At 68.1% G+C, this 22,308-nt stretch carries 22 protein-coding genes; 11 read left to right on the forward strand and 11 right to left on the reverse strand.

The annotated features are described in order from the left end of the window. The first annotated feature begins 10 nt into the window (after positions 1-10). Together IG04_RS0125495 and IG04_RS0125500 are read left to right on the forward strand one after the other, a co-directional pair. Positions 11-790 (forward strand): TIGR04222 domain-containing membrane protein, encoded by a 780-nt coding sequence (locus tag IG04_RS0125495; protein WP_030479241.1) that lies wholly within the window; start codon positions 11-13, stop codon positions 788-790. Between the two features lie 45 nt (positions 791-835). Continuing rightward, complete coding sequence (locus IG04_RS0125500; protein WP_030479242.1) at positions 836-2,839, forward strand: ATP-dependent DNA helicase; 2,004 nt, start codon at positions 836-838, stop codon at positions 2,837-2,839. Here the strand turns inward: IG04_RS0125500 and IG04_RS0125505 are convergent. The 8 genes from IG04_RS0125505 to ctaD all read right to left on the reverse strand — a co-directional run bounded on the left by IG04_RS0125505 (position 2,808) and on the right by ctaD (position 9,830). Next, positions 2,808-3,404 (reverse strand): VOC family protein, encoded by a 597-nt coding sequence (locus tag IG04_RS0125505; RefSeq protein WP_030479243.1) that lies wholly within the window; start codon positions 3,402-3,404, stop codon positions 2,808-2,810. The two genes, IG04_RS0125500 and IG04_RS0125505, sit on opposite strands and share 32 nt — an antisense overlap. 48 nt (positions 3,405-3,452) lie before the next feature. Beyond that, on the reverse strand, positions 3,453-3,752 hold the full coding sequence (locus IG04_RS0125510; RefSeq protein ID WP_030479244.1) for a hypothetical protein: 300 nt from the start codon (positions 3,750-3,752) through the stop codon (positions 3,453-3,455). Then, positions 3,749-4,054 carry a helix-turn-helix transcriptional regulator gene (locus IG04_RS0125515; RefSeq protein ID WP_036015834.1) on the reverse strand — a complete coding sequence of 102 codons (306 nt, stop codon included), beginning with the start codon at positions 4,052-4,054 and terminating at the stop codon, positions 3,749-3,751. The genes IG04_RS0125510 and IG04_RS0125515 overlap by 4 nt, the downstream gene beginning before the upstream one ends. 10 nt (positions 4,055-4,064) lie before the next feature. Further along, positions 4,065-4,637: a VOC family protein gene (locus tag IG04_RS0125520; RefSeq protein WP_036015836.1), complete on the reverse strand. Its 573-nt coding sequence runs from the start codon at positions 4,635-4,637 to the stop codon at positions 4,065-4,067. Between the two features lie 22 nt (positions 4,638-4,659). Continuing rightward, the gene (locus IG04_RS0125525; RefSeq protein WP_030479247.1) at positions 4,660-6,039 is read right to left on the reverse strand and encodes a phospholipase D-like domain-containing protein; all 1,380 of its coding nucleotides are present in this window, start codon (positions 6,037-6,039) and stop codon (positions 4,660-4,662) included. A 30-nt stretch (positions 6,040-6,069) separates the two neighbouring features. Continuing rightward, positions 6,070-6,690: a peptidyl-tRNA hydrolase gene (locus tag IG04_RS0125530; protein WP_084401943.1), complete on the reverse strand. Its 621-nt coding sequence runs from the start codon at positions 6,688-6,690 to the stop codon at positions 6,070-6,072. Positions 6,691-6,746: 56 nt separating this feature from the next. Then, on the reverse strand, positions 6,747-7,961 hold the full coding sequence (gene serB / locus IG04_RS0125535; RefSeq protein WP_030479249.1) for a phosphoserine phosphatase SerB: 1,215 nt from the start codon (positions 7,959-7,961) through the stop codon (positions 6,747-6,749). Between the two features lie 81 nt (positions 7,962-8,042). After that, positions 8,043-9,830 (reverse strand): aa3-type cytochrome oxidase subunit I, encoded by a 1,788-nt coding sequence (gene ctaD / locus IG04_RS0125540; RefSeq protein ID WP_030479250.1) that lies wholly within the window; start codon positions 9,828-9,830, stop codon positions 8,043-8,045. A 133-nt stretch (positions 9,831-9,963) separates the two neighbouring features. Between ctaD and IG04_RS0125545 the strand changes: the two genes are divergently transcribed. Together IG04_RS0125545 and IG04_RS0125550 are read left to right on the forward strand one after the other, a co-directional pair. After that, positions 9,964-10,470 carry a DUF305 domain-containing protein gene (locus IG04_RS0125545; protein WP_063758319.1) on the forward strand — a complete coding sequence of 169 codons (507 nt, stop codon included), beginning with the start codon at positions 9,964-9,966 and terminating at the stop codon, positions 10,468-10,470. Positions 10,471-10,486: 16 nt separating this feature from the next. Beyond that, the gene (locus tag IG04_RS0125550) at positions 10,487-11,266 is read left to right on the forward strand and encodes a phosphotransferase (RefSeq protein ID WP_084401909.1); all 780 of its coding nucleotides are present in this window, start codon (positions 10,487-10,489) and stop codon (positions 11,264-11,266) included. Here IG04_RS0125550 and IG04_RS0125555 read toward each other — a convergent pair. The 3 genes from IG04_RS0125555 to IG04_RS47245 form a co-directional block, all read right to left on the reverse strand. Beyond that, positions 11,263-11,985 carry an LPXTG cell wall anchor domain-containing protein gene (locus IG04_RS0125555; RefSeq protein WP_051770664.1) on the reverse strand — a complete coding sequence of 241 codons (723 nt, stop codon included), beginning with the start codon at positions 11,983-11,985 and terminating at the stop codon, positions 11,263-11,265. The two genes, IG04_RS0125550 and IG04_RS0125555, sit on opposite strands and share 4 nt — an antisense overlap. A gap of 890 nt (positions 11,986-12,875) precedes the next feature. Next, on the reverse strand, positions 12,876-14,156 hold the full coding sequence (locus tag IG04_RS0125565; protein WP_084401911.1) for an aKG-HExxH-type peptide beta-hydroxylase: 1,281 nt from the start codon (positions 14,154-14,156) through the stop codon (positions 12,876-12,878). A gap of 124 nt (positions 14,157-14,280) precedes the next feature. After that, positions 14,281-14,433 carry a hypothetical protein gene (locus tag IG04_RS47245; RefSeq protein WP_169746011.1) on the reverse strand — a complete coding sequence of 51 codons (153 nt, stop codon included), beginning with the start codon at positions 14,431-14,433 and terminating at the stop codon, positions 14,281-14,283. A 157-nt stretch (positions 14,434-14,590) separates the two neighbouring features. Here IG04_RS47245 and IG04_RS0125575 point away from each other — a divergent pair, with 157 nt between their 5' ends. The 7 genes from IG04_RS0125575 to IG04_RS0125605 all read left to right on the forward strand — a co-directional run bounded on the left by IG04_RS0125575 (position 14,591) and on the right by IG04_RS0125605 (position 22,292). Continuing rightward, a complete protein-coding gene (locus tag IG04_RS0125575) occupies positions 14,591-15,388 on the forward strand; it encodes a FadR/GntR family transcriptional regulator (protein ID WP_030479255.1) in 798 nt (265 codons plus the stop codon). A gap of 91 nt (positions 15,389-15,479) precedes the next feature. Next, positions 15,480-16,613 carry a hypothetical protein gene (locus IG04_RS0125580; RefSeq protein ID WP_245816500.1) on the forward strand — a complete coding sequence of 378 codons (1,134 nt, stop codon included), beginning with the start codon at positions 15,480-15,482 and terminating at the stop codon, positions 16,611-16,613. 67 nt (positions 16,614-16,680) lie between these two features. Continuing rightward, a complete protein-coding gene (locus IG04_RS0125585; RefSeq protein ID WP_030479257.1) occupies positions 16,681-17,664 on the forward strand; it encodes a LacI family DNA-binding transcriptional regulator in 984 nt (327 codons plus the stop codon). A gap of 109 nt (positions 17,665-17,773) precedes the next feature. Beyond that, entirely contained in the window at positions 17,774-19,111 is a 1,338-nt protein-coding gene (locus tag IG04_RS0125590; protein WP_030479258.1) for an ABC transporter substrate-binding protein, read from the forward strand. Then, a complete protein-coding gene (locus IG04_RS0125595) occupies positions 19,112-19,969 on the forward strand; it encodes a carbohydrate ABC transporter permease (protein ID WP_030479259.1) in 858 nt (285 codons plus the stop codon). Further along, on the forward strand, positions 19,966-20,799 hold the full coding sequence (locus IG04_RS0125600) for a carbohydrate ABC transporter permease (protein ID WP_030479260.1): 834 nt from the start codon (positions 19,966-19,968) through the stop codon (positions 20,797-20,799). Before IG04_RS0125595 ends, IG04_RS0125600 begins: the two co-directional genes overlap by 4 nt. A gap of 11 nt (positions 20,800-20,810) precedes the next feature. Further along, entirely contained in the window at positions 20,811-22,292 is a 1,482-nt protein-coding gene (locus tag IG04_RS0125605) for a glycoside hydrolase family 13 protein (protein WP_030479261.1), read from the forward strand. The last annotated feature ends 16 nt before the right edge of the window (positions 22,293-22,308 follow it).

Genomic DNA, 22,308 nt, shown 5'->3' on the forward strand with positions numbered 1-22,308 from the left:
AGAAATCCGCGTGACGACGCATACCCCCGAGGAGCTGGGCTGTCTGGTCGGCGGCCCGGCCCGCGCGGCCGAGGTGGCCCTGGCCCGCCTGATCCAGTCCGGCCTGGTCCGGGTCTCGCGCGAGGGCGTGCTGAGCGCCGTCCACGTACCCGGCAGGGGCCCGGCCACCCCACTGGAGGCGCAGATCCTGAACGGCCTGCGCCACGGCCGCCACCTGAACGACGTCGTCTTCACCGCGTTCGGCTCGGCCGAGGCGGAAGGCCTGCGCGCCCACCTGATCAACCGCAGGCTGCTGCGCCGCCGCCGATCCCTGCGCCCCCGCCTGTACTCGTGGCTGTTCCTGCTGGCACCTCTGCTCATGGTGGCGGGAGTGCTCAGCGCCGTGGCACCGGAACTCCAGCGGGAGTTCGTGCCGCAGCTGCCCGAGTTCCCGTTCTGGTACTTCTTCGCGGCCGCGGCGGCGATGTTCGTCTGGGCCTCGGTGCTGCGCGCCCGCGATCCCGGCCGCCTGCGCACCAGGGCCGGCTACGTCCTGCTGAAACGTGCCGAGCGCCGGGTGAACCCGCAGGATCCGGTCGGCGCGGTCGCCGTGCGGGGGCTGCGCGGAAGGATCGGCGGCCTCGCGGTCGCCGGGATGTTCGGGCTCAGCGCCGTCGTGGTCGGGACGCTGCCGCACCGCGACACGTCGTCCGGCAGTAGCTGCGGGGGCGGCTGTTCGTCGAGCTCGTGCGGCAGCGACGGCGGTAGTGACGGCGGCGGCGGTGGGTGCGGCGGCGGTGGCGGCGACTGAGCGGGTCTGACGGGACTGTCGGACCTTCCGGGTACGGTCTGTCCCGTGCCTGAAGTTCCCCCCACCCTGAGCCTGCTCGAAACCGCCGTCCACGCCGTCGGTGGCGCGGAGCGTCCTGGTCAGGTGGAGATGGCCGAGGCCGTCGACCACTCGATCCGCACGGGCGAGCACCTCGCGGTGCAGGCGGGCACGGGTACCGGCAAGTCGCTGGCGTACCTGGTGCCGTCGATCCGGCACGCCGTGGCCGAGGACGAGACGGTGGTGGTCTCGACGGCCACGATCGCGTTGCAGCGGCAGCTGGTGGACCGGGATCTGCCGCGGCTCTCCAAGGCGCTCAAGAAGGACCTGGGGCGCGAGCCCACGTTCGCGATCCTCAAGGGCCGCAGGAACTACCTGTGCATGCACCGCGTGCACAACGGCGCGCCGGACGAGCCGGAGGAGGACGCGCTGTTCGACCCGTTCGCGGTGTCGAAGCTCGGGCGCGAGGTGAAGCGGCTGCACGAGTGGTCGTCGGACACCGAGACCGGGGATCGCGACGAACTGGTGCCCGGTGTCAGCGAGCAGGCGTGGCGGCAGGTCAGCGTCACGGCCCGCGAGTGCCTCGGGGTGTCGAAGTGCCCGATCGGGTCCGACTGCTTCGCGGAAAGGGCGCGGGCCGAGGCGGGCAAGGCGGACGTGGTGGTCACGAACCACGCGATGCTCGCCATCGACGCGCTGGAGGGCTACCAGGTTCTGCCCGACCACGACGTGGTGGTGATCGACGAGGCACACGACCTGGTCGACCGCATCACGTCGGTGGCCACGGAGGAGCTGACCGGGGCGTCCGTGGGCATGGCCGCGCGGCGGTGCGGGCGGCTCATCGACCAGGACATCGCGGACCGGCTGGCCGAGGCGGGCGACGGGCTGGCGATGATCCTCGAGGACATGCCGTCCGGCCGGTTGGACGCGCTGCCCCGGGCGCTCGCGGGTGCGCTGGCGGCCACGCGCGACGCGGCGCACAACTGCATGTCGGCCATGGGTTCGGAGCGCAAGGAAGACCCGGACGCGGCGACGGCGCGCAAGCTCGCGCTGGCGTTGCTGGAAGAGGTCCACGACTGCGCGGTGCGGGTGCTGGAGGCGTTCGACGAGGAACATGACGTCGTCTGGGTCTCGGGCGACTTCAACCAGAAGGCCCCCTCGCTGCGGGTGGCGCCGCTCGGTGTCGGCGGGCTGCTGCGGGAGCGGCTGTTCGCCAAGCGCACCACCGTTCTGACGTCCGCGACGCTGACCTTGGGCGGCGCCTTCGACACGATGGCGCGCCAGTGGGGCCTGCCGCCGTCGGAGAAGGTCCGCAAGATCGAGGGCGCGGCGACCGAGAAGGACATCGACGGTCCCAAGTGGAGCGGCCTCGACGTGGGCTCGCCGTTCCAGCACGGCACGAGCGGAATCCTCTACGTGGCAAGGCATCTGCCGCAGCCGGGGCGCGACGGCCTGCCGCCGGAGTACCTCGACGAGATCGAGGGCCTGGTGAACGCGGCGGGCGGCCGCGCGCTCGGCCTGTTCTCCTCGACGCGGGCGGCCAAGGCCGCCACGGAGGCGCTGCGGGACAAGATCGAGTACCCGATCCTGTGCCAGGGCGACGACGCGACGGGCCTGCTGGTCAAGAAGTTCTCCGAGGACGAGCGCACGTGCCTGTTCGGCACCCTGTCGCTGTGGCAGGGCGTCGACGTACCGGGGCCCAGCCTCCAGCTCGTGATCATGGACCGCATCCCGTTCCCGCGCCCGGACGACCCACTGGCCTCCGCCCGCCAGAAGGCGGTGAGCTCACGCGGCGGCAACGGCTTCCTGACCGTCGCCGCCACGCACGCCGCCCTGCTGATGGCCCAGGGCGCCGGCAGGTTGCTGCGCTCGATGTCGGACAAGGGCGTGGTGGCCGTCCTCGATCCGCGCATCGCCACCGCTCGCTACGGCGGCTTCATCAGGGCCTCACTCCCCCCGTTCTGGACGACCTACGACCCGGAAGTGGTCCGCGGCGCCCTCAAGCGCCTGGACGAGGCTCAGACCCCTTGATCCGCTCGACGAGCTCGTCGCGGTAGGCCTGGGCCTCCGGCAGTTCCGGTTCGGAACCGTCGGTCTTCTTCAGCGCGCCTTCGAGGATCTTCAACCCCTGCCGCTCGTCCCCGTGCGCGTCCGCCTGCCGTGCCGCGTTCTCCATGGCTTTCGCGAGCTTGGTGCGCGCCTCGGGTTCCTGGGCGGCCTTGTTGATCCGGATCCAGTTGCCGCCCGGATCGACGACGGTGAACCCGGTGTACCGGTCGTTGCGCAGCCGCGGCCGGGTCATCCGCGGGATGCCGGAGATGAGCAGCTTCCCGTGCACAGCGCGCATTCGCGCCGCGAAATCCTCGAACAGCGGACCGGTGTCCTCGACGATGATCACGCACGTGCTGTGCGACTGCTCCGGAACGTGCCCGTCCATCCCGTAGAAGTGCAGGTTGATGTCCTCGCGCCGCATAGCGACGTACGGATTGGGACGCGTCTGCCGGTAGGTGATGGAGAAGCCGAGCATCTCGTAGAAGGCCGACATCTCGTCGATGTCGACGCAGGGCAGGAGCGGAATAGTCAGTTCGTTTGCCACCGCCCGAAGCTAAGCCCGGCCCTGCCGAAACGACACCGAGCTATTTGCTCAAGCGAACAGCAGTGCGAGCCCGCCCAGCACCATCAACGCGGAAACCACGGCAATGGCGAGCACCCGCCCACGCGAAGTCCCCGCGTGCTTCAAGGCAATGCCCAACGGTCCGATTCCAGCCACAGCAGCCCCTTTCGAAGGTATGACAACGGCAGCACGCACAGCCCCGACCGCCACCCCGAACGGCGACATGCCGAGTTCGCGTGCCCCAACGACATCCGCTTCCCACTGCTCGCGACAGCGCTCGTCACCCACCACCGCGGCCGCGAACCGCACCAGCAGCAACGCGACTCTCACTGCGCCGCCCTCGGCACGAACCTCGGCGCCGGAGCGGCCCGCGCAACGACCCTGCGGGCCTCCGCGGCCCCGTCAGCGGTCAGCCGGTACATCCGCCGGCGCGGCCCGCGCCGTTCCGCGTCGTCCTCCCAGGCGGAGGTGACCCACCCGGCCCGTTCCAGCCTGTCCAGCAACGGGTAGACGCTGCCGGACGGCCTGCCGGTGAGCTTGATGATCTCCAGGCCCCAGCGCGGCTCGTCGGCGCCGAGCAGCACTTCGAGAACGTCGATGGTGGCTTTGCCGATGCGTTGCAGTGGCTCCACGCCACTAAGACTACCTATGTAGATTAAGCCGGTCAAGCAGCTCTTCGCGGAACTCCAGTGCCGAGGCCCGCTCCTCCTCCGAGGCGTGCACCTCCCGCGCCAGCGCCCCTTCGAGGATCTTCAACGCCTGCCGCTCGGCCGCGTGCGACCCGGCCAGCGTCACCGCGGTGTCCAACGCCCGCGACAGCCCGTTCCGCCCGTTCTCCCGTTCGCGCACCGCGGGCACCACCCGGATCCAGTTGCCGCCGGGATCGACGAACAGGAACCCTTCCCGCCGGGGCCGCGTCATCCGCGGGATGCCCGTGACCAGCACCTGCCCGTACACGGCGCGCATCCCGGCCGCGAACGCGTCGTACAGCTCACGCGGGTCCTCGACCTGGACCAGGCACGAGCTGTACGACTGCGCGGCCTGGTAGCCGGGGATGCCGAAGAAGTGGAGGTTGATCTCCTCGCGGCGCACCGACAGGTACGCGTTCGGCCGGTACTGCCGGTACGTGACCGTGAACCCGAGCATCACGTAGAACTCGGCCACCTCGTCGATGGAGGCGCACGGCAGCAGCGGGATCGTCACCTCGTTGGCCACGTCGCCAAACTAGACCCGGAGATCAGCCATCGACCAGCAATCCACGTAACGGTCCTTGCAGTCTTCCGGCGCGGCGGGACACACCGGGCAGCGACGTCACCCGCCCGGAACCCTTCAGCTCGGACCGCCACACGCGGTCGACGATCTCGTGCGCGGGCCCGGAGACGTCCGTACCCAGATGTTCCGCCCACAGCCGCAACCGCGTCGCGCGCACCACCTCGGCGTCGTCGGTCACGACGTTGACCTCGGTGTCGTTGAACAGCGAGTGCTCGTTCAGGTTCGCCGACCCGATCGACATCCATCTGTCGTCCACAATGGACAGCTTGGCGTGCACGTAGACCGGCGCGTCGCCATGGGAGACGAGCGTTGCCGCGACGAGCCGCCCATCTTCGTCGACGTCGAGCAGACGGCCGAGCTGCCCACGGGTGGTGTCGGCGCCGTTGCTCGGCTTCTGCGGCAGCAGCAACACCATCCGGAACTCGGGCGACGGCGGCCGGCTCAGCTTCTCCAGCAGGACCTCGGTGATCTCCGGGGACCACAGGAACTGGTTCTCCACGTAGATCAGCGACTCGGCCGCCCGCAGCGCCCGCAGGTACGAGTCGAGCAGACTGAAGTCACCGTGCGGGGCGAACGAGTAGGTCTTCTCCGGGATCGTCCGCACCAGCTGCACCGACGACGACCCGGCCTCGGGCGGTACCTCGGGCGCGGGCAGGGTCTCCCCCGCGATCTCCAGCCACCGCGCGGCGAAGTGCGCGGCCACCTCGGCGACGATCGGGCCTTCCAGCCGTGCGACGTGGTCGTGCCAGCCGAGATCACGCGGCGGATGCTCGGGCGAGTCGTGGCGGTCGCCCTCCACGGCCGTCATGTCGAGGCCGCCGACGAACGCCACGTCGTCGACGATCACGATCTTCTCGTGGTGACAGTGCAACGTGCGCTCGCGCGCGTCCAGCTCGCACCGGACGGCGCCGCAGTCCCAGAAAGCCTTCTGCGCGGCCAAAGCACGCTTGCGCGTCGGCTCGAACATCGGGACCGGCGGGCCGGCCCAGAGCAACACGCGCACCGGGATCCGTTCCGCCGCAGCCGAAAGCAGTTCACTCAAGTGCGGCGCGCCCGGCTCACGGGTCAGCCGGAAGTCCGGCGACGCGTGCCAGTTCGCGATGTGCACGTACTTCTCCGCGTTCTCGATCGCCTTCGCCACGACCGGGAACGCGTTGGCGCCGTCGATCAGCACCTCGATCTTGTTGCCGCGCTGCACGGGACGGCGCGGGGTGAACCACCCCGCGCCGTCTCCTATGAGCACATCGCCCCACCCCAGCCGCGTCAGCCGGCGGGTGTGGTGCGAGCACAGCATGTTCTCCAGCCCGTCACCGAGCCGGGCGTCAAGAACGTCGAGGAAGCCCACGAGAGGCGGATTTACCCGTTTCGCACGCTTCTAAACGGCGAGCACCGTCGTCGTGCCCGGCTCGACCTCCGTGAAGCCCGCGTCCCGCACCGCCACGACGTCGCCGCGGTGGATCAACGAGTCCCACTCCGCCACGGACGGCGTCCGCACGGCACACCGGTAGTCCAGGTCCGCCCACGCCTTCAGCTCGACCGCGGAGAGGTACGGCGCCAGCAGCATCGACGCGTGGCCGACCTGAGCCGCGAGCTTGCCGGCGGACATCTCGACGCGCGGGTTCACGTACAGCAGCCGCGCGCCCTCGGGCACGGGTCCCGGCTCGTCGACAGGCAGGTCGGAGCCGGAGATCTGCAGCTTGGCGACCTCGCGAGGCGTCTCGGACACCAGCACGGGCAGCAGCGAACGGACCGACGCCCCGTCGACCGTCACCGTCACCCCCGGCAGCTCCTGCACGGCGTCCCACTGCACGCCACGAGCACGCCGCGACACCTTGCGGATCCGCCCGGCCACCCACGCCCGCACGGCCTCGTGCCACTCGCCGTCGACGTCGGCACGCGGGTCGAGGCACACCGCGACCGCCGAAGCGGCCGCGGCCTCCAGCAACGCCGTCCGGGACGGCGGGTCGACCCGTTCGATGCGCAACACCATCGGCATCGCGCGGACTTCGGACTCCTCCGCGTAGTTCCGGGAAGCAATGAGGTCGAGGATCTTCACAGCCGGGTCAGCTCCAGGCCGTCCGCGGCGTCCGCGGCCTCCACCTCGGCCCGCGTCACGCCGAGGATGAACAGCACGGCGTCCAGGAACGGGTGCGACAGCGCCGTGTCGGCCACCTCGCGCAGCGCGGGCTTGGCGTTGAACGCGATGCCGAGGCCCGCCGCGTTCAGCATGTCGATGTCGTTCGCGCCGTCACCGACCGCCACGCACTGCGCCAGTGACACACCGACCTCCTCGGCGAACCGGCGCAGCGCCACGGCCTTGCCCGGCCGGTCGACGATCTCGCCGACGACCTGCCCGGTCAGCTTGCCGTCCACGATCTCCAGCGTGTTCGCCGCGCAGAAGTCCAGCTGCAGCTCGTCCGCGAGACCCGTGATCACCGACGTGAACCCGCCGGACACCACGCCGCAGTAGAAACCGAGGCGCTTCAGCGTCCGGATCGTCGTGCGCGCGCCGGCCGTGAGCTCCAGCGAGGACCCGACCTCCTGCAGCACCTTCTCGTCGAGGCCCTCCAGCAACGCCACCCGGCGCCGCAGCGACTCCGCGAAGTCGAGCTCGCCGCGCATCGCGGCCTCGGTGATCTCGCGCACCTGCTCCTCGCACCCGACGTGCGCGGCCAGCATCTCGATCACCTCGCCCTGGATCAGCGTGGAGTCGACGTCGAACACCACCAGGCGCTTGGCCCTGCGGGTCAGCCCGGCGCGTTCGACCGCGATGTCGAGGCCCACCCGGACCGACACGTCGGCGAGCGCCGACCGCAGCGCCGAGTCGTTCTCCATCGTGTCGTCCGCGACCGAAACACGCAGCTCAAGGCCCGTGACGGGGTAGTCGGCGACACCGCGGATCGCGTCGATGTTCACACCGAGCGACGCCAGCCGACGCGCGACCTCGGTGAACGCCTTGGCGGTGACCGGACGGCCCAGCACGATCAGCACGTGCGAGGACTCCAGGCGCGCGGTGCGCTTCGAGTCCGCGCCGATCTCGATCTCCACGTGCATCGAGACGGTGGCCATGGCCTGCTCGACCGACTCCTGCAGACCCTCGGGGTCGTGATCGGTCGAGACCAGCGCGCCGAGCACCAGCCTGCCCCTGATCACGACCTGTTCCACGTCGAGCACGTCGACGCCGTGCCTGGTCAGCACGGCGAAGAGCACCGAGGAGACGCCAGGCTTGTCGGGTCCGGTCACAGTGATGAGCACGGGCGTTTTCACGTCGTCGTCTCCTCGTAGACGCGAAGAGCCCCGGCCGCGTGGAAGCAGCCGGGGCTCGTCGTTGAACCTGTGAAGTGCAGGTTACTTGTGGTCGTCGTCGTCCTTCTCGGAGGCCGTGCCCGACTTGATCGCGGACGCCGCCATCTCGGACAGCGCCGGCTTGGCGTCCTTGTGCTGGATCGTCTTGCCGGTGAAGGTCACGTGACCCTCGTTCCGGATCCGCTCGATCATGTGCGGGTAGTGCAGCTCGAACGCCGGGCGCTCCGAACGAATCCGGGGCAGCTCGGTGAAGTTGTGCCGCGGCGGCGGAGACGAGGTGGCCCACTCGAGAGAGTTGCCGTAACCCCACGGGTCGTCCGCCGTGACGACCTCGCCGAAGCGGTAGCTCCGGAAGACGTTCCAGATGAACGGCAGCGTCGACGCGCCCAGGATGTAGGCACCGATCGTCGAGATCATGTTCAGCGTCGTGAAGCCGTCGGACGCGAGGTAGTCGGCGTACCGGCGCGGCATGCCCTCGTTGCCCAGCCAGTGCTGGACGAGGAACGTCGCGTGGAAGCCGAGGAACGTCGTCCAGAAGTGCAGCTTGCCGAGCGGCTCGTCCATGAAGCGGCCGGTGATCTTCGGGAACCAGAAGTAGATACCCGCGAAGGTCGCGAACACGATCGTGCCGTAGAGCACGTAGTGGAAGTGCGCGACGACGAAGTACGTGTCGGACACGTGGAAGTCGATCGCGGGCGCGGCCAGCAGGATGCCGGACAGACCACCGAAGAGGAACGTGACGATGAAGCCGATGCTGAACAGCATGGGCGTCTCGAACGTCAGCTGCCCCTTCCACATCGTGCCGATCCAGTTGAAGAACTTCACACCGGTCGGGACCGCGATGAGGAACGTCATGAAGGCGAAGAACGGCAGCAGCACGGCGCCGGTCGCGTACATGTGGTGCGCCCACACGGCGACGGACAGGGCCGCGATGCCGAGCGTCGCGTAGACCAGGCCGTTGTAACCGAAGATCGGCTTGCGGCTGAACACCGGGAAGATCTCCGACACGATGCCGAAGAACGGCAAGGCGACGATGTAGACCTCCGGATGCCCGAAGAACCAGAAGAGGTGCTGCCACAGGATCACCCCGCCGTTCTCGGGGTTGAACACGTTCGCCCCCAGATGGCGGTCGGCCAGCAGGCCGAGCAGCGCGGCGGTGAGGATCGGGAACGCGAGCAGCACCAGGATCGACGTCACCAGGATGTTCCAGGTGAAGATCGGCATCCGGAACATCGTCATGCCGGGCGCGCGCAGGCAGACCACGGTGGTGATCATGTTCACCGCGCCGAGGATGGTGCCGAGACCACCGACCACCAGGCCGGAGATCCACAGGTCGGCACCCGCGCCGGGCGAGTGGATGGCGCTCGACAGCGGCGTGTACGCGAACCAGCCGAAGTCAGCGGCGCCACCGGGGGTGACGAAGCCCGCCATCACGATCAGGCCACCGAAGAGGTAGAGCCAGTACGAGAAGGCGTTGAGCCGCGGGAACGCCACGTCGGGCGAGCCGATCTGCAGCGGGAGCACGAAGTTCGCGAAGCCGAAGACGATCGGCGTCGCGTAGAGCAGCAGCATCACGGTGCCGTGCATCGTGAAGAGCTGGTTGAACTGCTCCTGGCTCAGGAACTGCATGCCGGGACGGGCCAGCTCGGTCCGCATCAGCATGGCCATCGCGCCGCCGACCATGAAGAAGGCGAACGAGGTGACCAGGTACATGATGCCGATTTGCTTGTGGTCCGTGGTGCGGAACATCCGCAGCAGGAAGGACCCCTTGACCGCAGTGCGCGTCGGATAAGGACGCGTTGCGATCGGCTGCGGGGCTACGGCCGTCACGGTACCTCCAGGCCTTGGTGGGACCAGTAGTTCGGGAAACTCCCCGGATATTAGACGGAGCCGATCAGCTCCATTCGGGTGGGCCATGGCCGGTGGCCAGCGGCGTAGCGCACGTCACACGTATCCTGCCGCCGTGCTTCGATTGCTCGCTGTCGCTTCTGTCCTGTTGCTGGCCGCCTGTGGCTCTCCGGCCACGCACAACTCCGCGGACGTCACGTTCGCCCAGGGGATGGTGCCGCACCACGAGCAGGCGCTGGAGATGTCCGGCCTCGTCCCGTCCCGCACGGACAACCCCAGGCTGATCGATCTGGCCAAGCGCATCGCGGACGCCCAGAAGCCCGAGATCGACCGCATGAACGGCTGGCTCCGCACGTGGAACGCGCCGGTGCAGGCGTCCTCACACGGCCACCCCGAATCGCACGGCATGGTCGACCTGGGCAACCTCGCCGACCTGAACGGCACCGAGTTCGACCGCCAGTGGCTGTCGCTGATGATCCAGCACCACCGCGGCGCCGTGGACATGGCGCAGAAGCACCTCTCCGCCGGCACCGACCCGGAGGCCCGCAAGCTCGCCCAGGACGTCGTCAGCCACCAGGAGAAGGAGATCGCGGAAATGGAGTCGCTCCTCCCCCAGGGCTGATGCCAGCCTTCTCGCCGTGAGCGCTCTAGCAGCCGCCGTGTCTCTCGCGGCCTCGCACGGCGTGGTCTGTTCCGACCCGGTCGTGCTCAAGCACAGCAGCAACGTCCTCGTGCACCTGCGCCCAGCCCCAGTCGTCGCCCGAATCGCGGCGCGCACTTTTTTGGTGCGCCCTACGGTCGCCTCACACTTCGCACGCGACCTGTCGGTGTCGTCGTTCCTGGCCTCGCGCGGCGTGCCGGTCGTAACTCCCTCTTCAGAGCTGCCCGCAGGACCTCACACACACGACGGCTTCGTGATCTCGTTCAGCACGTACGTCCCGCACGACCCCACGGCGCGACTGTCCAGGCAGGACGTCCTCAAGCTCCTGCCTGACCTGCACGCCGAACTGAGGCTCTACGAGGGCCGGCTGCCCACGCGCGGCACGCTGGACGACGTGGACAACGTCCTGACCTACCTGGACGGCCTGGGCGTGCCCGACCTGGCCAGGTTTCGCAAGTGGCGCGACGACCTGCTCACCGGCTGGCCCGCGCACTACAACGACGTCCAGCCCCTGCACGGCGACCCGCACCCAGGCAACCTGCTGGTGACCCCCTCGGGCCCGGTCTGGAACGACTTCGAGGACACCTGGCGCGGCCCGCTCGCCTGGGACCTGGCCTGCTCCGCGGACAAAGAAGAAGCCGCCCAACGCACCGTAGAGATCTACGGCGGCGGGGCGGCTCCTTCAGACGTGGAGTTCCACGTGGAGACACGACGCATGTTCGGCACGCTCTGGGGCGTGCTCATGCAGTGGTCTTAGACGCGACGCCTGCGCATCACGAGCACCAGCGCGGCACCAGCGGCGACGAGCGCGGCACCGAGGCCGAGCATCCAGGCGGACCCGAACCCGGTGGCGGCGAGGTCGTCCTCGTTGGCGACCGGCACGACCGCGGCCGTGGTGGTCGTGGTGGGCGCGACCTCGGAGGACGACGCCCCGGTGGTCGTGGTGGTGGTGCTGGACGACGAGGACGGGGTCGACGACTGCGTCACGGTCGTAGTCGTCGTGGTGGTCGTCGTCGTCGTGGTCGTCGTGTCCTTGATGCCACAGCCGTACCAGTGGCTGATGTCCGAGCCGTTCCCGTTGTCCTTCAGGGGAGCGCGGAGCTTCTCCCACGGCAACGTCGCGCCGAGCTTGTCAGCGAGGTAGACGTTGAACACGGGGCCGCCCTTGACCACGATGCCCGTGACCGTCATGCCCTCGGGCAGCCGGGACAGTCCGGTGATGTTCAGGTGCAGTTCGTTGTCGCCACCCGAGTAGTCGAACAGGTTCGGGTGGATCGTCGAGCCGGTCAGTCCGCCGACCGTGCAGGCATCAGGGTGGTTGATGTCGACGTTGTTGAGGTACGCCGTCGCACGCGGGTCGTCGGTGACCGGTGCGTCCGGCTGAGCCAGCGACGTGGTCGCCAGGGCGAGCGTGGCCACAGCGGCCATGGCGGCCGAGGCGAGCAGGCCGGATCTTCTCAGAGGCGTCAGGCGCATCGGGTTACTCCGTGAGGGTTGGCGGATTCGGAGATCTAAGACGATCGACGTCCCCCGAACGGTCTAGATGACGATCAACTTCGCCCTTGTGGCCGAGTTGTTACCCGTCCGTGAGGTCGCATCCCCAAACGACCGAACGCCGAAGGGGGCCTGCCCGACGGCAGACCCCCTTGAAAAGCACACGGGCGCGGAACGACTTTCAGTCGTTCTCCGCCACCTCGGCGGGCTTGAGGAACACCGTGCCACCGTTCGGCATGCGCCGGAACCAGTCAACGGGAGTAACGGGCTGGCCGAGCACCGGACCCACCCCAGTGGGGAGGTGGGGAACAGGAACGCCGGCACCAAGGGGGATCTGGGGCCGACCGAGAGGCTGGTTCGGGGTGGTCATGGTTCCTTCTCGACGAATGGGTCGGGGCCTGCGCACGAGGAACTCCGGATACCCGGGAAGCCCTGGCCACATCCGTCTACAACACGGTGTCGAGCTGGTGATACCCGGTTCGCCTGAGTGTGACCTCGAACGATATTCATCGCCTATCGTCACGACGCACGCCGGAAAACGACTGGTGGCGGCGTCGAGCACGTAAGGGTTTGTGGCACACCGGGTGGACCGGATGCGGAAGTCTACAACGCCCCGCAAGGGGCCTCACCTGCACGTTCGCCGCCTGCAACACGAAAGCGTGAGGCCCGCCGATCACCCCGCACAAGGGGGGACGACGGGCAGGGCCACGATGGGCCATGCGGCGGAACCACTCGATCGGTACCACGGACCGCCTCTCTGGCATGCCCGCTCCAGGCAGCCGCGGGAGGCGCGCTCCTAACGGCCGGAGGGAACTGCTGCTGACGGACAACCCGGTTCGAGGTGGTCATGGTTCCTTATAAAAAAGGTTGAGTCACTCACTCGCTTCAATGATCGAGAAAACGTGCAACGACCCCAGAGCGGCTGCCAGCCGCCGCCGCGCCTCGGGCCGGTCGACCCGCCACTGCTCGGTGGCGTTCCCGAGCAGCAGTCCGAACGGCGCGGGCGCCCGGCGGCACTCGCTCAGCACCCAGCCGGCGTCGGAGTCGAGCCAGAAGATCTCCGGCCGTTCCTCCATGCGACCCACCACGGCGCGACCACTCTTCGCAAGCCGGTAGGTCACGTCCGGCGGCACCCGGAAGTTCCCGTCCTCGCGGATACCGGCAGCAAGGAGGGACGCCTCCACAGTGGACACCCCTTCGACCGCATCGGCCACTTGGCCCGCGAGAGCGCGCAGCAACCATCGAGCATCCGGCAGCAGGTCGTGCTCGTGCGCGAGCAACCAGTCGCCGATCTCCGCGGCCCGCTCCCGCGCCTTGGGCAGCAAGGAGTGCGGGCCAAGCTGTTCCGACTCGGACGACAGGAAGAACTGGCCGAGACAGGTGTAGGCGTGCCAGGCCGCAAAGGTCTGTTCCAGCGGCCATCGGGCGTGAGACCACGAGTTCTCGAAATACTCCGCGTCTTCGGCGTGCGCGTCGAGGAACTCTCGCGTGATGGCCAAGTCGAAGAACTTCTCGTGCGCACCCTCGTGCACAAGTGCCTCAGCTACCTCCATCGGGCCGACCGGCTCGTCGATCAGCACGATTCCGGGCACGTATCGCGACGACGCGGAGACCACTCCCCCGGACGTCTCCGCCTTGAGCACCGCGAGCATCGACACGTGGGCCAGCAGATCGCCGGCCAGCGCGGGTGCGAGTCGCCTGAACAGGTCGACGCCCTCAGCCACGATCCTGATCGCCGTCTCGAACCGCTCACCGTCCGCCTCGGTCAGCGGCTGCGGCGCCTGACCGGGTGGGGCGATGATGCGCAACGGCGCTTCGAGCTGTTCAGCGGCCGCCGGATCGGACACCACCGCGATGCCTGCGTCCCGCACGCCCATCGCGGCGAGCTCGCGCAGCGCCTCCGGGTCCACGCCACCGTGCCCCGCCAGAGCGCGACCGATCTCGTAGCGCACGATCGGATGGTCGAGGAGGTTGTCTGACATCTCCGTGCCGGGCGCGAACAGTTCGACGGCGAGGCGGTAGAGCGCACGTCGCTCGTCGACCAGCACGTCGGCAGGCGCGAGCCGCGCATGCAGTGCGGGTGCTGATGGAGAACTCAACATCGAAGACCCCGTGTTCACGTACCCGGCGGCGTGGAGTCGGCGCTTGACCACCGCAAACTCCCTGTCGCGGGAAGATAGCGACCTGGGTCACCGACGCGAAACCGGGATCCCCCGCAAGACCGGTGCCCGGCCTGCGCCTGGGGGACGCCGACCGGGCACCGGTTGGTTCTGCTCATCAGCCGAACATGATGCTGGTGACGTTCACGAAGCCGACGACGGCCAGTGCGATGACCGAGACGGCGATCATCGTGATCACGGTGCGCCAGCCGATCGCGGTGACGGCGACTGCGACGGCGGCGGCGATTCCGAGTGCACTCCCTGCGGACATCTCGTTCCCTCCCGACTAGGCGAGTACGTGCTCCCGGGTGTGGGCGGTCCCAGGCGCCTCGCCTGGGACAAGAGTCTCGCGTTGTAGGTTGTCTGTCAACGGTCGCCAGGTTGCCAGACAAGTTGCAACTGACCGGCAACACGCCTAAGCTGGACCAATGCCCGCCGAGGACGTTCATCGAGGCGAGAGCTGGTCGCTCTCGCCTGATTCGCGACGGCCCCTGCCGGAGCTGATCGAGCAAAAGCTCCGGGAGCAGATCATCGGTGGCACCCTCAAAGCCGGCGACCGCCTCCCCACCGAGCCGGAACTCGCCCGCAAACTGGATGTCGCCCGGTCGTCGCTGCGCACGGCCCTGCAGCGGCTCCAGTTGCAGGGCATCGTCGAGGTCCGCCGCGGGCTGGGCTGGTACGTCCGCCGCACCGACCTCGCCGCCGTCGAGGAGCACATCGAGGGAAGGCTCGCCGCGCGGCAGTTCTCCCAGACCGACCTGCTGGAAGTGCGGATCGCGCTGGAGACCACCGCGGCGTCGCTGGCCGCGGTGCGCGCCGGCGACGGCGAACTGGACGAACTCGCCAAGCTGAACCTCCGCTACCAGCGCGCGCCGGTCGAGGACACCCAGGAGGTGATCGAGTCGGACGAGGAGTTCCACTCGGCACTGATCCGCGCGTCGCACAACGAACTGCTGGAGCAGATGTACCAGGTGCTCGTGCCGGGCCTGCAGGACTGCAAGCGGCACGCGCACCCGTCCCGCGAGGTGCACAACCGTTCCGCGAACGAGCACGAGCAGGTGATCTGGTTCCTCCGCCGGCACGACGAGGTGGGCGCGAAGAGCGCGATGACCACCCATCTGCTCGGGTTGTACAACGACGTGGCCACGGACGACACGCAGCCCAAAGCGACCCTCAGCACCTACGTCGGGGTGTCGGACAACCCGATCTGGGGCAAGTCGCGCTGATACGGCGGTGACCGAAAGGGGCTGGCGCTGACCCCTCATCACTCCCACCATGTATGGACAGCCGGTGGAGTGAGGGGGCGGCGACCAGGTGGTGACGGCGCACAAGCACAAACAAGCGCTGGCCGTCGCGATCCTGTTGGTCACCGTCGCGGCCGCGGACCTGACGGCGGTCCTGCTGTGGCAGCCCACTTCGCGCAGCCTCCTGCACGACGCGTTGGTCGTGTTCTGGCCGCTGCCGGCGCTCGCGGGATTTCTGCTCGGCTTTTACGAACTGTTCCTGCACAAGCGCCTCGTCGCGGAGTTCGGCCGGATCTCCGGGCCTGGCATCGTCGAACACCTGCTGCCGTCCGAGGTGCTGCGCACCTTCCTCTCGTCCGTGTACGGCCCGAACGACGCGAACGACGACGTGGTGGCGGGTGTGCTCGGCGGCGACGGCATGCGCCCGCGCGGCGACGACCTGACGATCAGCACCAGCACCACCGTGAAGCTGGAACTGCAGGGCATCGACACCAAGACGTACCACCTGATGACGACGCAGCGGTACCGGTTCCGCAACGACGTCCCCACCGAACGCTTCGTCATCTTCGCCACCTCGAACGCGACCCTGCGCGACAGCATCAGCGCCGCCTGCCGCTACCCGTTGTTCGAGCTGTACTTCATCCCGGACCCGTCGCTGTTCCTCGACTCGGTCGACGACCTGCGCCACTCCACCCAGATCGCCATCGACTACCTCGACCACGAAGGACTGCGCCGCTCGGCGGAACCCAGCCAGATCCCGCCGGTCGAGGTGAGGTTCGACCAATGGGCCAACTACCTGACGTTCTTCCGCGAGTCCACGGGCCCACTGGGCAAGCTCAGCCCGGTGGACCACATGAGTGATCTGCGGATCCTCGAGTGCGACCTCAGCCGCATCGCGGACGACCACGTGGTGCGCGCGATCCGCGAGCTCACCGTCTGGTCACGTACGCTGCAGCGCACCAACGACGGCTTCTGCTACTGGCAGTCGCCCTATCCGTCCTTTGTGGACACCATCAGCTTCGACGCGACCGGGCTGGAGGTCGACCAGTCCCCCAGGCACGAGTTCCGGGTCATGCCCTTCACCTTCCGGTCGGCGACGGCGGCCGCGCGCTGGCTGGAAGCAGGTGAGCTCGAGGACCTGGACGTGCGGTCGTGGCTTCTGCCGGGGCATGGGGTGGCCTTGCTGTGGCGAGAGGCAATGGGCTGAGTCACCAGAGGACCAGGCGGTGGAGTGACGTTGCAAGTGAGCGCAAGAAATTGCGTACACTTGCGCCATGACGCAACGGAGGCTGGCCGAGGTCGCGGCCAAGGTCGGGGTCAGCGAGGCCACCGTCAGCCGGGTGCTGAACGGCAAGCCGGGCGTCTCGGACGCCACGCGGAGCGCCGTCCTCACCGCGCTTGACGTGCTGGGTTACGAGAGGCCGACACAGCTCAGGGGGGAACGGGCGAGGCTGGTCGGGCTGGTGTTGCCCGAGTTGCAGAACCCGATCTTCCCCGCTTTCGCGGACGTGGTCGGGAACGCGCTGGCGCAACGGGGGTTCACGCCCCTTCTGTGCACCCGGACGGCCGGCGGAGTGACTGAGGCGGAGTACCTGGAGCTGCTGTTGGAGCAGCACGTCAGCGGCATTGTGTTCGCCGGTGGGCTGTACGCGCAGAAGGACGCGAGCCACGGTCATTACCAGCAGATGATGTCCCGCAAGTTGCCTACGGTGCTGGTCAACGCCGCTATAGACGATCTGGCGTTTCCTCGGGTGTCGTGTGATGACGCGGTGGCCGTCGAGCAGGCGTACGGGCATCTGACGTCGCTGGGGCACAGGCGGATCGGGGCCGTGCTCGGGCCGCTGGACCACGTGCCGAGCCTGCGCAAACAGCTGGCCATCGACAAGTGCGGCGGGGCCGATGTCGAGCACGCGATGTTCAGCCTGGAGGGCGGGCAGGCGGCGGCTACCAAGCTCGTGCAGCGCGGCGTCACGGCGATCATCTGCGCCAGCGACCCGTTGGCGCTGGGTGCGATCAGGGCCGTGCGGCGTGCGGGACTGGACGTGCCCAAGGACGTGTCGATCATCGGGTACGACGATTCCGCCTTCATGACCTGCACTGATCCGCCGCTGACCACGGTCCGGCAACCGATCGAGGCGATGGGGCGGGCGGCCGTCGAACTGCTGGCCAACCAGATCTCCGGCAACTCGGTGGCGCCGGACGAGTTGCTGTTCGAGCCCGAGTTGGTGGTGCGGGCGTCCAGCGCGCCGGTGAGGTAACGAGAGCAGTCGTCTTCTTGCGAGTTTTCGTCTAGATATTGCGTTCAGATGTAACGGCGCCTTATGGTCGCCGTCACATCGACGCGCTCGCGAGAAGGGCGGCCCCACCATGAAGAAGTCCGCTGCCGTGCTGATTGGCGGTGTCCTGGCCCTAAGCTCCGCCGGCTGTGGGAGCGGTTCCACGACCGAGCCCGGCGCCAAGGTCCAGGTCAACATCAACGGTCAGCCGCCGCAGACCCAGGCGTTCGACCGCAAGGTCTTCGACGAGGACGTCGCGGAGTTCGAGACAGCGAACCCCGACATCGACCTCGTGCCGCACGAGGGGTTCATGGACCCGAAGACGTTCAGCGCCAAGCTCGCCGGTGGCCAGCTGGAGGACGTCTTCTACGTCTACTTCACCGATCCCGCGGCGCTCATCGCCCGCAAGCAGGCCGCCGACCTGACGGACTACGTCAAGGACGTTCCGCACTACGGCGACCTGAAGCAGGAGCTCAAGGACGTCTTCACGGTCGACGGCAAGGTCTACGGCCTGCCCACCGCCAACTACACGATGGGCCTGCTCTACAGCCGCACCAACTTCACCAAGGCGGGCCTGGACCCCGACTCGCCGCCGAAGACGTGGGACGAGGTCCGCGCCGCCGCCAAAAAGCTCAAGGACGCCGGCGTCACCGGGTTCGCCGAGTACAGCAAGAGCAACCAGGGTGGCTGGCACTTCACCACGTGGATGAAGTCCGTCGGCGGTGACATCGCCCGCAAGGACGGCGACACCTACAAGGCCGACTTCAACAACGACAAGGGCAAGGAAGTCCTGCGCAGGCTCAAGGAGATGCGCTGGGACGACAACTCCATGGGCGAGAAGCAGCTCCTGGAGATCGGCGACGTGCAGAACATGATGGGCGCCGGGCAGCTCGGCATGTACCTGGCCGCGCCCGACAACGTCGCCGCGATCGTCAACCAGTTCAAGGGCAAGTACGACGACTACGGCCTGGCCGCGATCCCGGAGCAGAAGGGCACCCTGCTCGGCGGCGAGGGCTACATGATCAACCCGAAGGCGACGCCGGAGAAGATCAGGGCGGGCCTGAAGTGGATCCAGTGGAAGTACCTGAACCCGGACCGGCTCGAAGGCAGCCTGCAGAAGTACAAGGACCGCGGCCAGCCGGTCGGCCTGCCGATCCCGCCGATCGCCGACATCTGGACCGGTGAGCCGCGCAAGCAGCAGGAAGATCTGAAGGCCAAGTACGCCACCATGCCGGTGAAGAACTTCCAGGCCTATGTGGACGGTGCGGAGAAGACCAAGGGCTCACTCGAGCCGCCGCAGGCACAACAGGTCTACGCGATCCTCGACAGCGTGGTGCAGGCGACGCTGACGAACTCCGACGCCGACCACTCGGCACTGCTGAAGGACGCGGAGACCAAGGTCAACGCCGTTCTGGCGCAGGTGAAGTGAGTGCGGCGCCACGTCACCGCGTACGGCTTCCTGAGTGCCGCGCTGGTCGTCTTCGCGGTGTTCTCCTGGTACCCCATCGTGCGCGGGGTGGTCCTGAGCTTCCAGCAGGTCAACTTCGTCACGAGTCCCGACTGGGTGGGCTGGGAGAACTTCGAGCGACTCTTCGCGGACCCGCTGTTCGGGGTGGCGTGGCGCAACACGTTGTACTTCACGCTGCTGGCACTGGTCCTCGGTTTCGGCGTCCCGTTCCTGACCGCTGTGGTGCTCAACGAACTGCGGCACGCCAAGGGCTACTTCCGCCTGTTGGTCTACCTGCCGGTGATGTTGCCGCCGGTCGTGACGGCCCTGCTGTGGAAGTGGTTCTACGACCCGGGGCCAGGCCTGTTCAACTCCGTCCTCAGAGGACTCGGGCTGCCGACGTCCCAGTGGCTCGACTCCGCCGACACCAGCATGATCAGCCTCGTCCTGGTGATCACCTGGGCGAACATGGGCTCGGCAACGCTGATCTACCTGGCCGCGCTGCAGACCATCCCTGGTGAGCTGTACGAGGCCGCCGATCTGGACGGCGCGGGGATCGTCAAGAAGGTCTGGCACATCACGATCCCGCAGACCAAGTTCGTGATCCTGATGCTGTTGCTGCTGCAGGTCGTCGCGACCATGCAGGTCTTCACCGAGCCCTTCATCATGACCGGCGGCGGCCCGGAGGAGTCCACGGTCACCGTGCTGCTCCTGCTGTACCGCTACGCCTTCTACTACAACGACTTCGGCACCGCGAGCGCGCTGAGCCTGATCCTCTTCGCGGTGCTGGGCGTCTTCTCCTTCCTCTACCTCAAGATCACGAAGAAGGCCGACGCATGAGGACTCTCACCAGGGGAACGGGCCCGGCGTACTGGATCGTCCTGATCGGCACGCTGGTCCTGTTCACGGCGGCGTTCCTGCTCCCGCTGGTCTGGGTGCTGCTCGGCGCGTTCAAACCGCCGGCGGAACTGGCCCAGCAACCGCCGACCATCCTGCCGCAGACGTGGGAACCGGGCGCGTACGTCGACGCCTGGAACTACATGGACCTGGGCCGGTTCTTCCTCAACACGTTCGTCGTCGCGATCGGCGCGTGGGCGGTGCAGATGGCCGTGATCGTCCCCGCGGCCTACGCGCTGTCCAAGCTCCGGCCGATCTTCGGCAACGTGGTGATGGGCCTGATGCTGGCGACGCTGATGTTGCCCTCGACGGCCATTCTGGTCCCGGTCTACCTCACGCTCACCGACCTCGGCCTGCTCAACAACCCGGCAGGCATCTGGTTGCCGGCCGCGGCGAACGCGCTGAACGTGTACCTGCTCAAGCGGTTCTTCGACCAGATCCCGGAAGAGCTCCTCGAAGCGGCCAGGATCGACGGTGCCGGAACGTGGACGACCCTCGTCCGCATCGTGCTGCCGATCTCACGCCCCATCCTCGCCGTCGTCTCGATCTTCGCGGTCGTGGCGGCGTGGAAGGACTTCATCTGGCCGCTGCTCGTGTTCCCCGATCCGGCGAAGCAGACGCTCAGTGTCGCGCTTCAGCGCTTCGCTCCGGACACCCCGATCAACCTCCTGCTCGCGGGCCTCGTGCTGGCGAGCCTGCCGATGGTGGCGCTGTTCCTGGCGTTCCAGCGGCACATCCTCGCGGGGCTCACCGCGGGCGGCGTAAAAGGCTGAAAGGACACCAGATGAGTTGGTGGCGCAACGCTTCCATCTACCAGGTCTACCTGCGCAGCTTCGCGGACGGCAACGGTGACGGCATCGGCGACCTGGCCGGCCTCCGCGACAAGCTCCAGCACATCGCGAGCCTCGGCTTCGACGCGATCTGGTTGAACCCGTGGTACCCGAGCCCGCTCGCGGACGGCGGCTACGACGTGGCGGACTACCGCGACATCGAGCCGGTCTTCGGGTCGCTCGCCGACGCCGAGAAGCTCATCGCGGACGCGCACGGCCTGGGCATCCGGATCATCATCGACCTCGTCCCGAACCACAGCAGCGACCAGCACCCGTGGTTCAAGGACGGCCTGTGGGACCGCTTCCACGTCCGTGCCACCGAGGAGATCCCGAACGACTGGCAGTCGCGCTTCGGCGGCCCCGCCTGGAGCAAGCTCGAGGACGGCCGCTGGTACCTGCACCTCTACGCCGCCGAGCAGCCGGACTTCAACTGGGAGAACCAGGTCGTCCACGACGAGTTCGAGGACATCCTGCGGTTCTGGCTCGACCGCGGCGTCGACGGCTTCCGCATCGACGTGGCCGACGGCCTGGTCAAGGACTTCAGCAGGCCCGACGCCGACCTGCCCTACTCCGACCAGGACGGCGTGCACGAGATCTACCGCCGGTGGCGGCAGATCGTCGACGAGTACGAGGGCGACCGCATCCTCGTCGGCGAGATGTGGCTGCCCGATCCGGTCAGGTTCGCCCGGTACCTCCGCCAGGACGAGATGCACAGCGCGTTCAACTTCGACTTCCTGTGCTGCCCGTGGAACGCCGACGAGCTGCGCAAGGTCGTCGACAGCACACTGGCCGCGCACGAACCCGTTGGCGCGCCACCGACCTGGGTGCTCTCGAACCACGACGTCACCAGGCACGTGACCCGCTACGGCCGCGAGAAGACGGGATTCTCCTTCGCGGACAGGCAGCACGGCGCCCCGACCGACTTCGAACTGGGGACCCGCCGCGCCCGCGCGGCGATCATGCTCACCGCGGCACTGCCCGGCGGCGTCTACGTCTACCAGGGCGAGGAGCTGGGCCTCTGGGAGGTCGAGGACCTGCCGGACGAGCTGCGCGAGGACCCGGTGTGGCACCGCTCCGGCTTCACCGACCGGGGCCGTGACGGCTGCCGCGTGCCACTCCCCTGGTCCGCCGAGGACGGTCCGAGCTGGTTGCCGCAACCCGAGAACTGGCAGGACTTCTCGGTCGCGGTCCAGTCGGACGACCCGGAGTCGATGCTCGCTCTGTACCGCCAGGTGTTCGCGCAACGCCGCGGCATCGACGGTGATCTGGAGTGGCTCGACCTGGGCGAGGACGTGCTGGCGTTCAAGCGCGGCGGCCACACCTGCGTCGTCAACCTGTCGGACCAGGCGATCGATCTGCCGGGCGTGCCAACGTTGTCAAGCGTCCCGCTCACCAACGGCCAGCTGCCGCCGGACGCCGCGGCCTGGATCTCCTGATCACGCGACGAGGGAG

The sequence above is a fragment of the Lentzea albidocapillata genome, from assembly GCF_000719115.1.
Lineage (GTDB): Bacteria > Actinomycetota > Actinomycetes > Mycobacteriales > Pseudonocardiaceae > Lentzea > Lentzea albidocapillata.

Coding starts and splice junctions, on each gene's coding strand:
- IG04_RS0125530 (WP_084401943.1), bottom strand. CDS start 6,690: ATGCCGATGGTGTTGCGCATCGAACGGGTCGACCCGCCGTCCCGGACG.
- IG04_RS0125555 (WP_051770664.1), bottom strand. CDS start 11,985: ATGCGCCTGACGCCTCTGAGAAGATCCGGCCTGCTCGCCTCGGCCGCC.
- IG04_RS47245 (WP_169746011.1), bottom strand. CDS start 14,433: ATGTCCGCAGGGAGTGCACTCGGAATCGCCGCCGCCGTCGCAGTCGCC.
- IG04_RS0125575 (WP_030479255.1), top strand. CDS start 14,591: ATGCCCGCCGAGGACGTTCATCGAGGCGAGAGCTGGTCGCTCTCGCCT.
- IG04_RS0125585 (WP_030479257.1), top strand. CDS start 16,681: ATGACGCAACGGAGGCTGGCCGAGGTCGCGGCCAAGGTCGGGGTCAGC.
- IG04_RS0125590 (WP_030479258.1), top strand. CDS start 17,774: ATGAAGAAGTCCGCTGCCGTGCTGATTGGCGGTGTCCTGGCCCTAAGC.
- IG04_RS0125600 (WP_030479260.1), top strand. CDS start 19,966: ATGAGGACTCTCACCAGGGGAACGGGCCCGGCGTACTGGATCGTCCTG.
- IG04_RS0125605 (WP_030479261.1), top strand. CDS start 20,811: ATGAGTTGGTGGCGCAACGCTTCCATCTACCAGGTCTACCTGCGCAGC.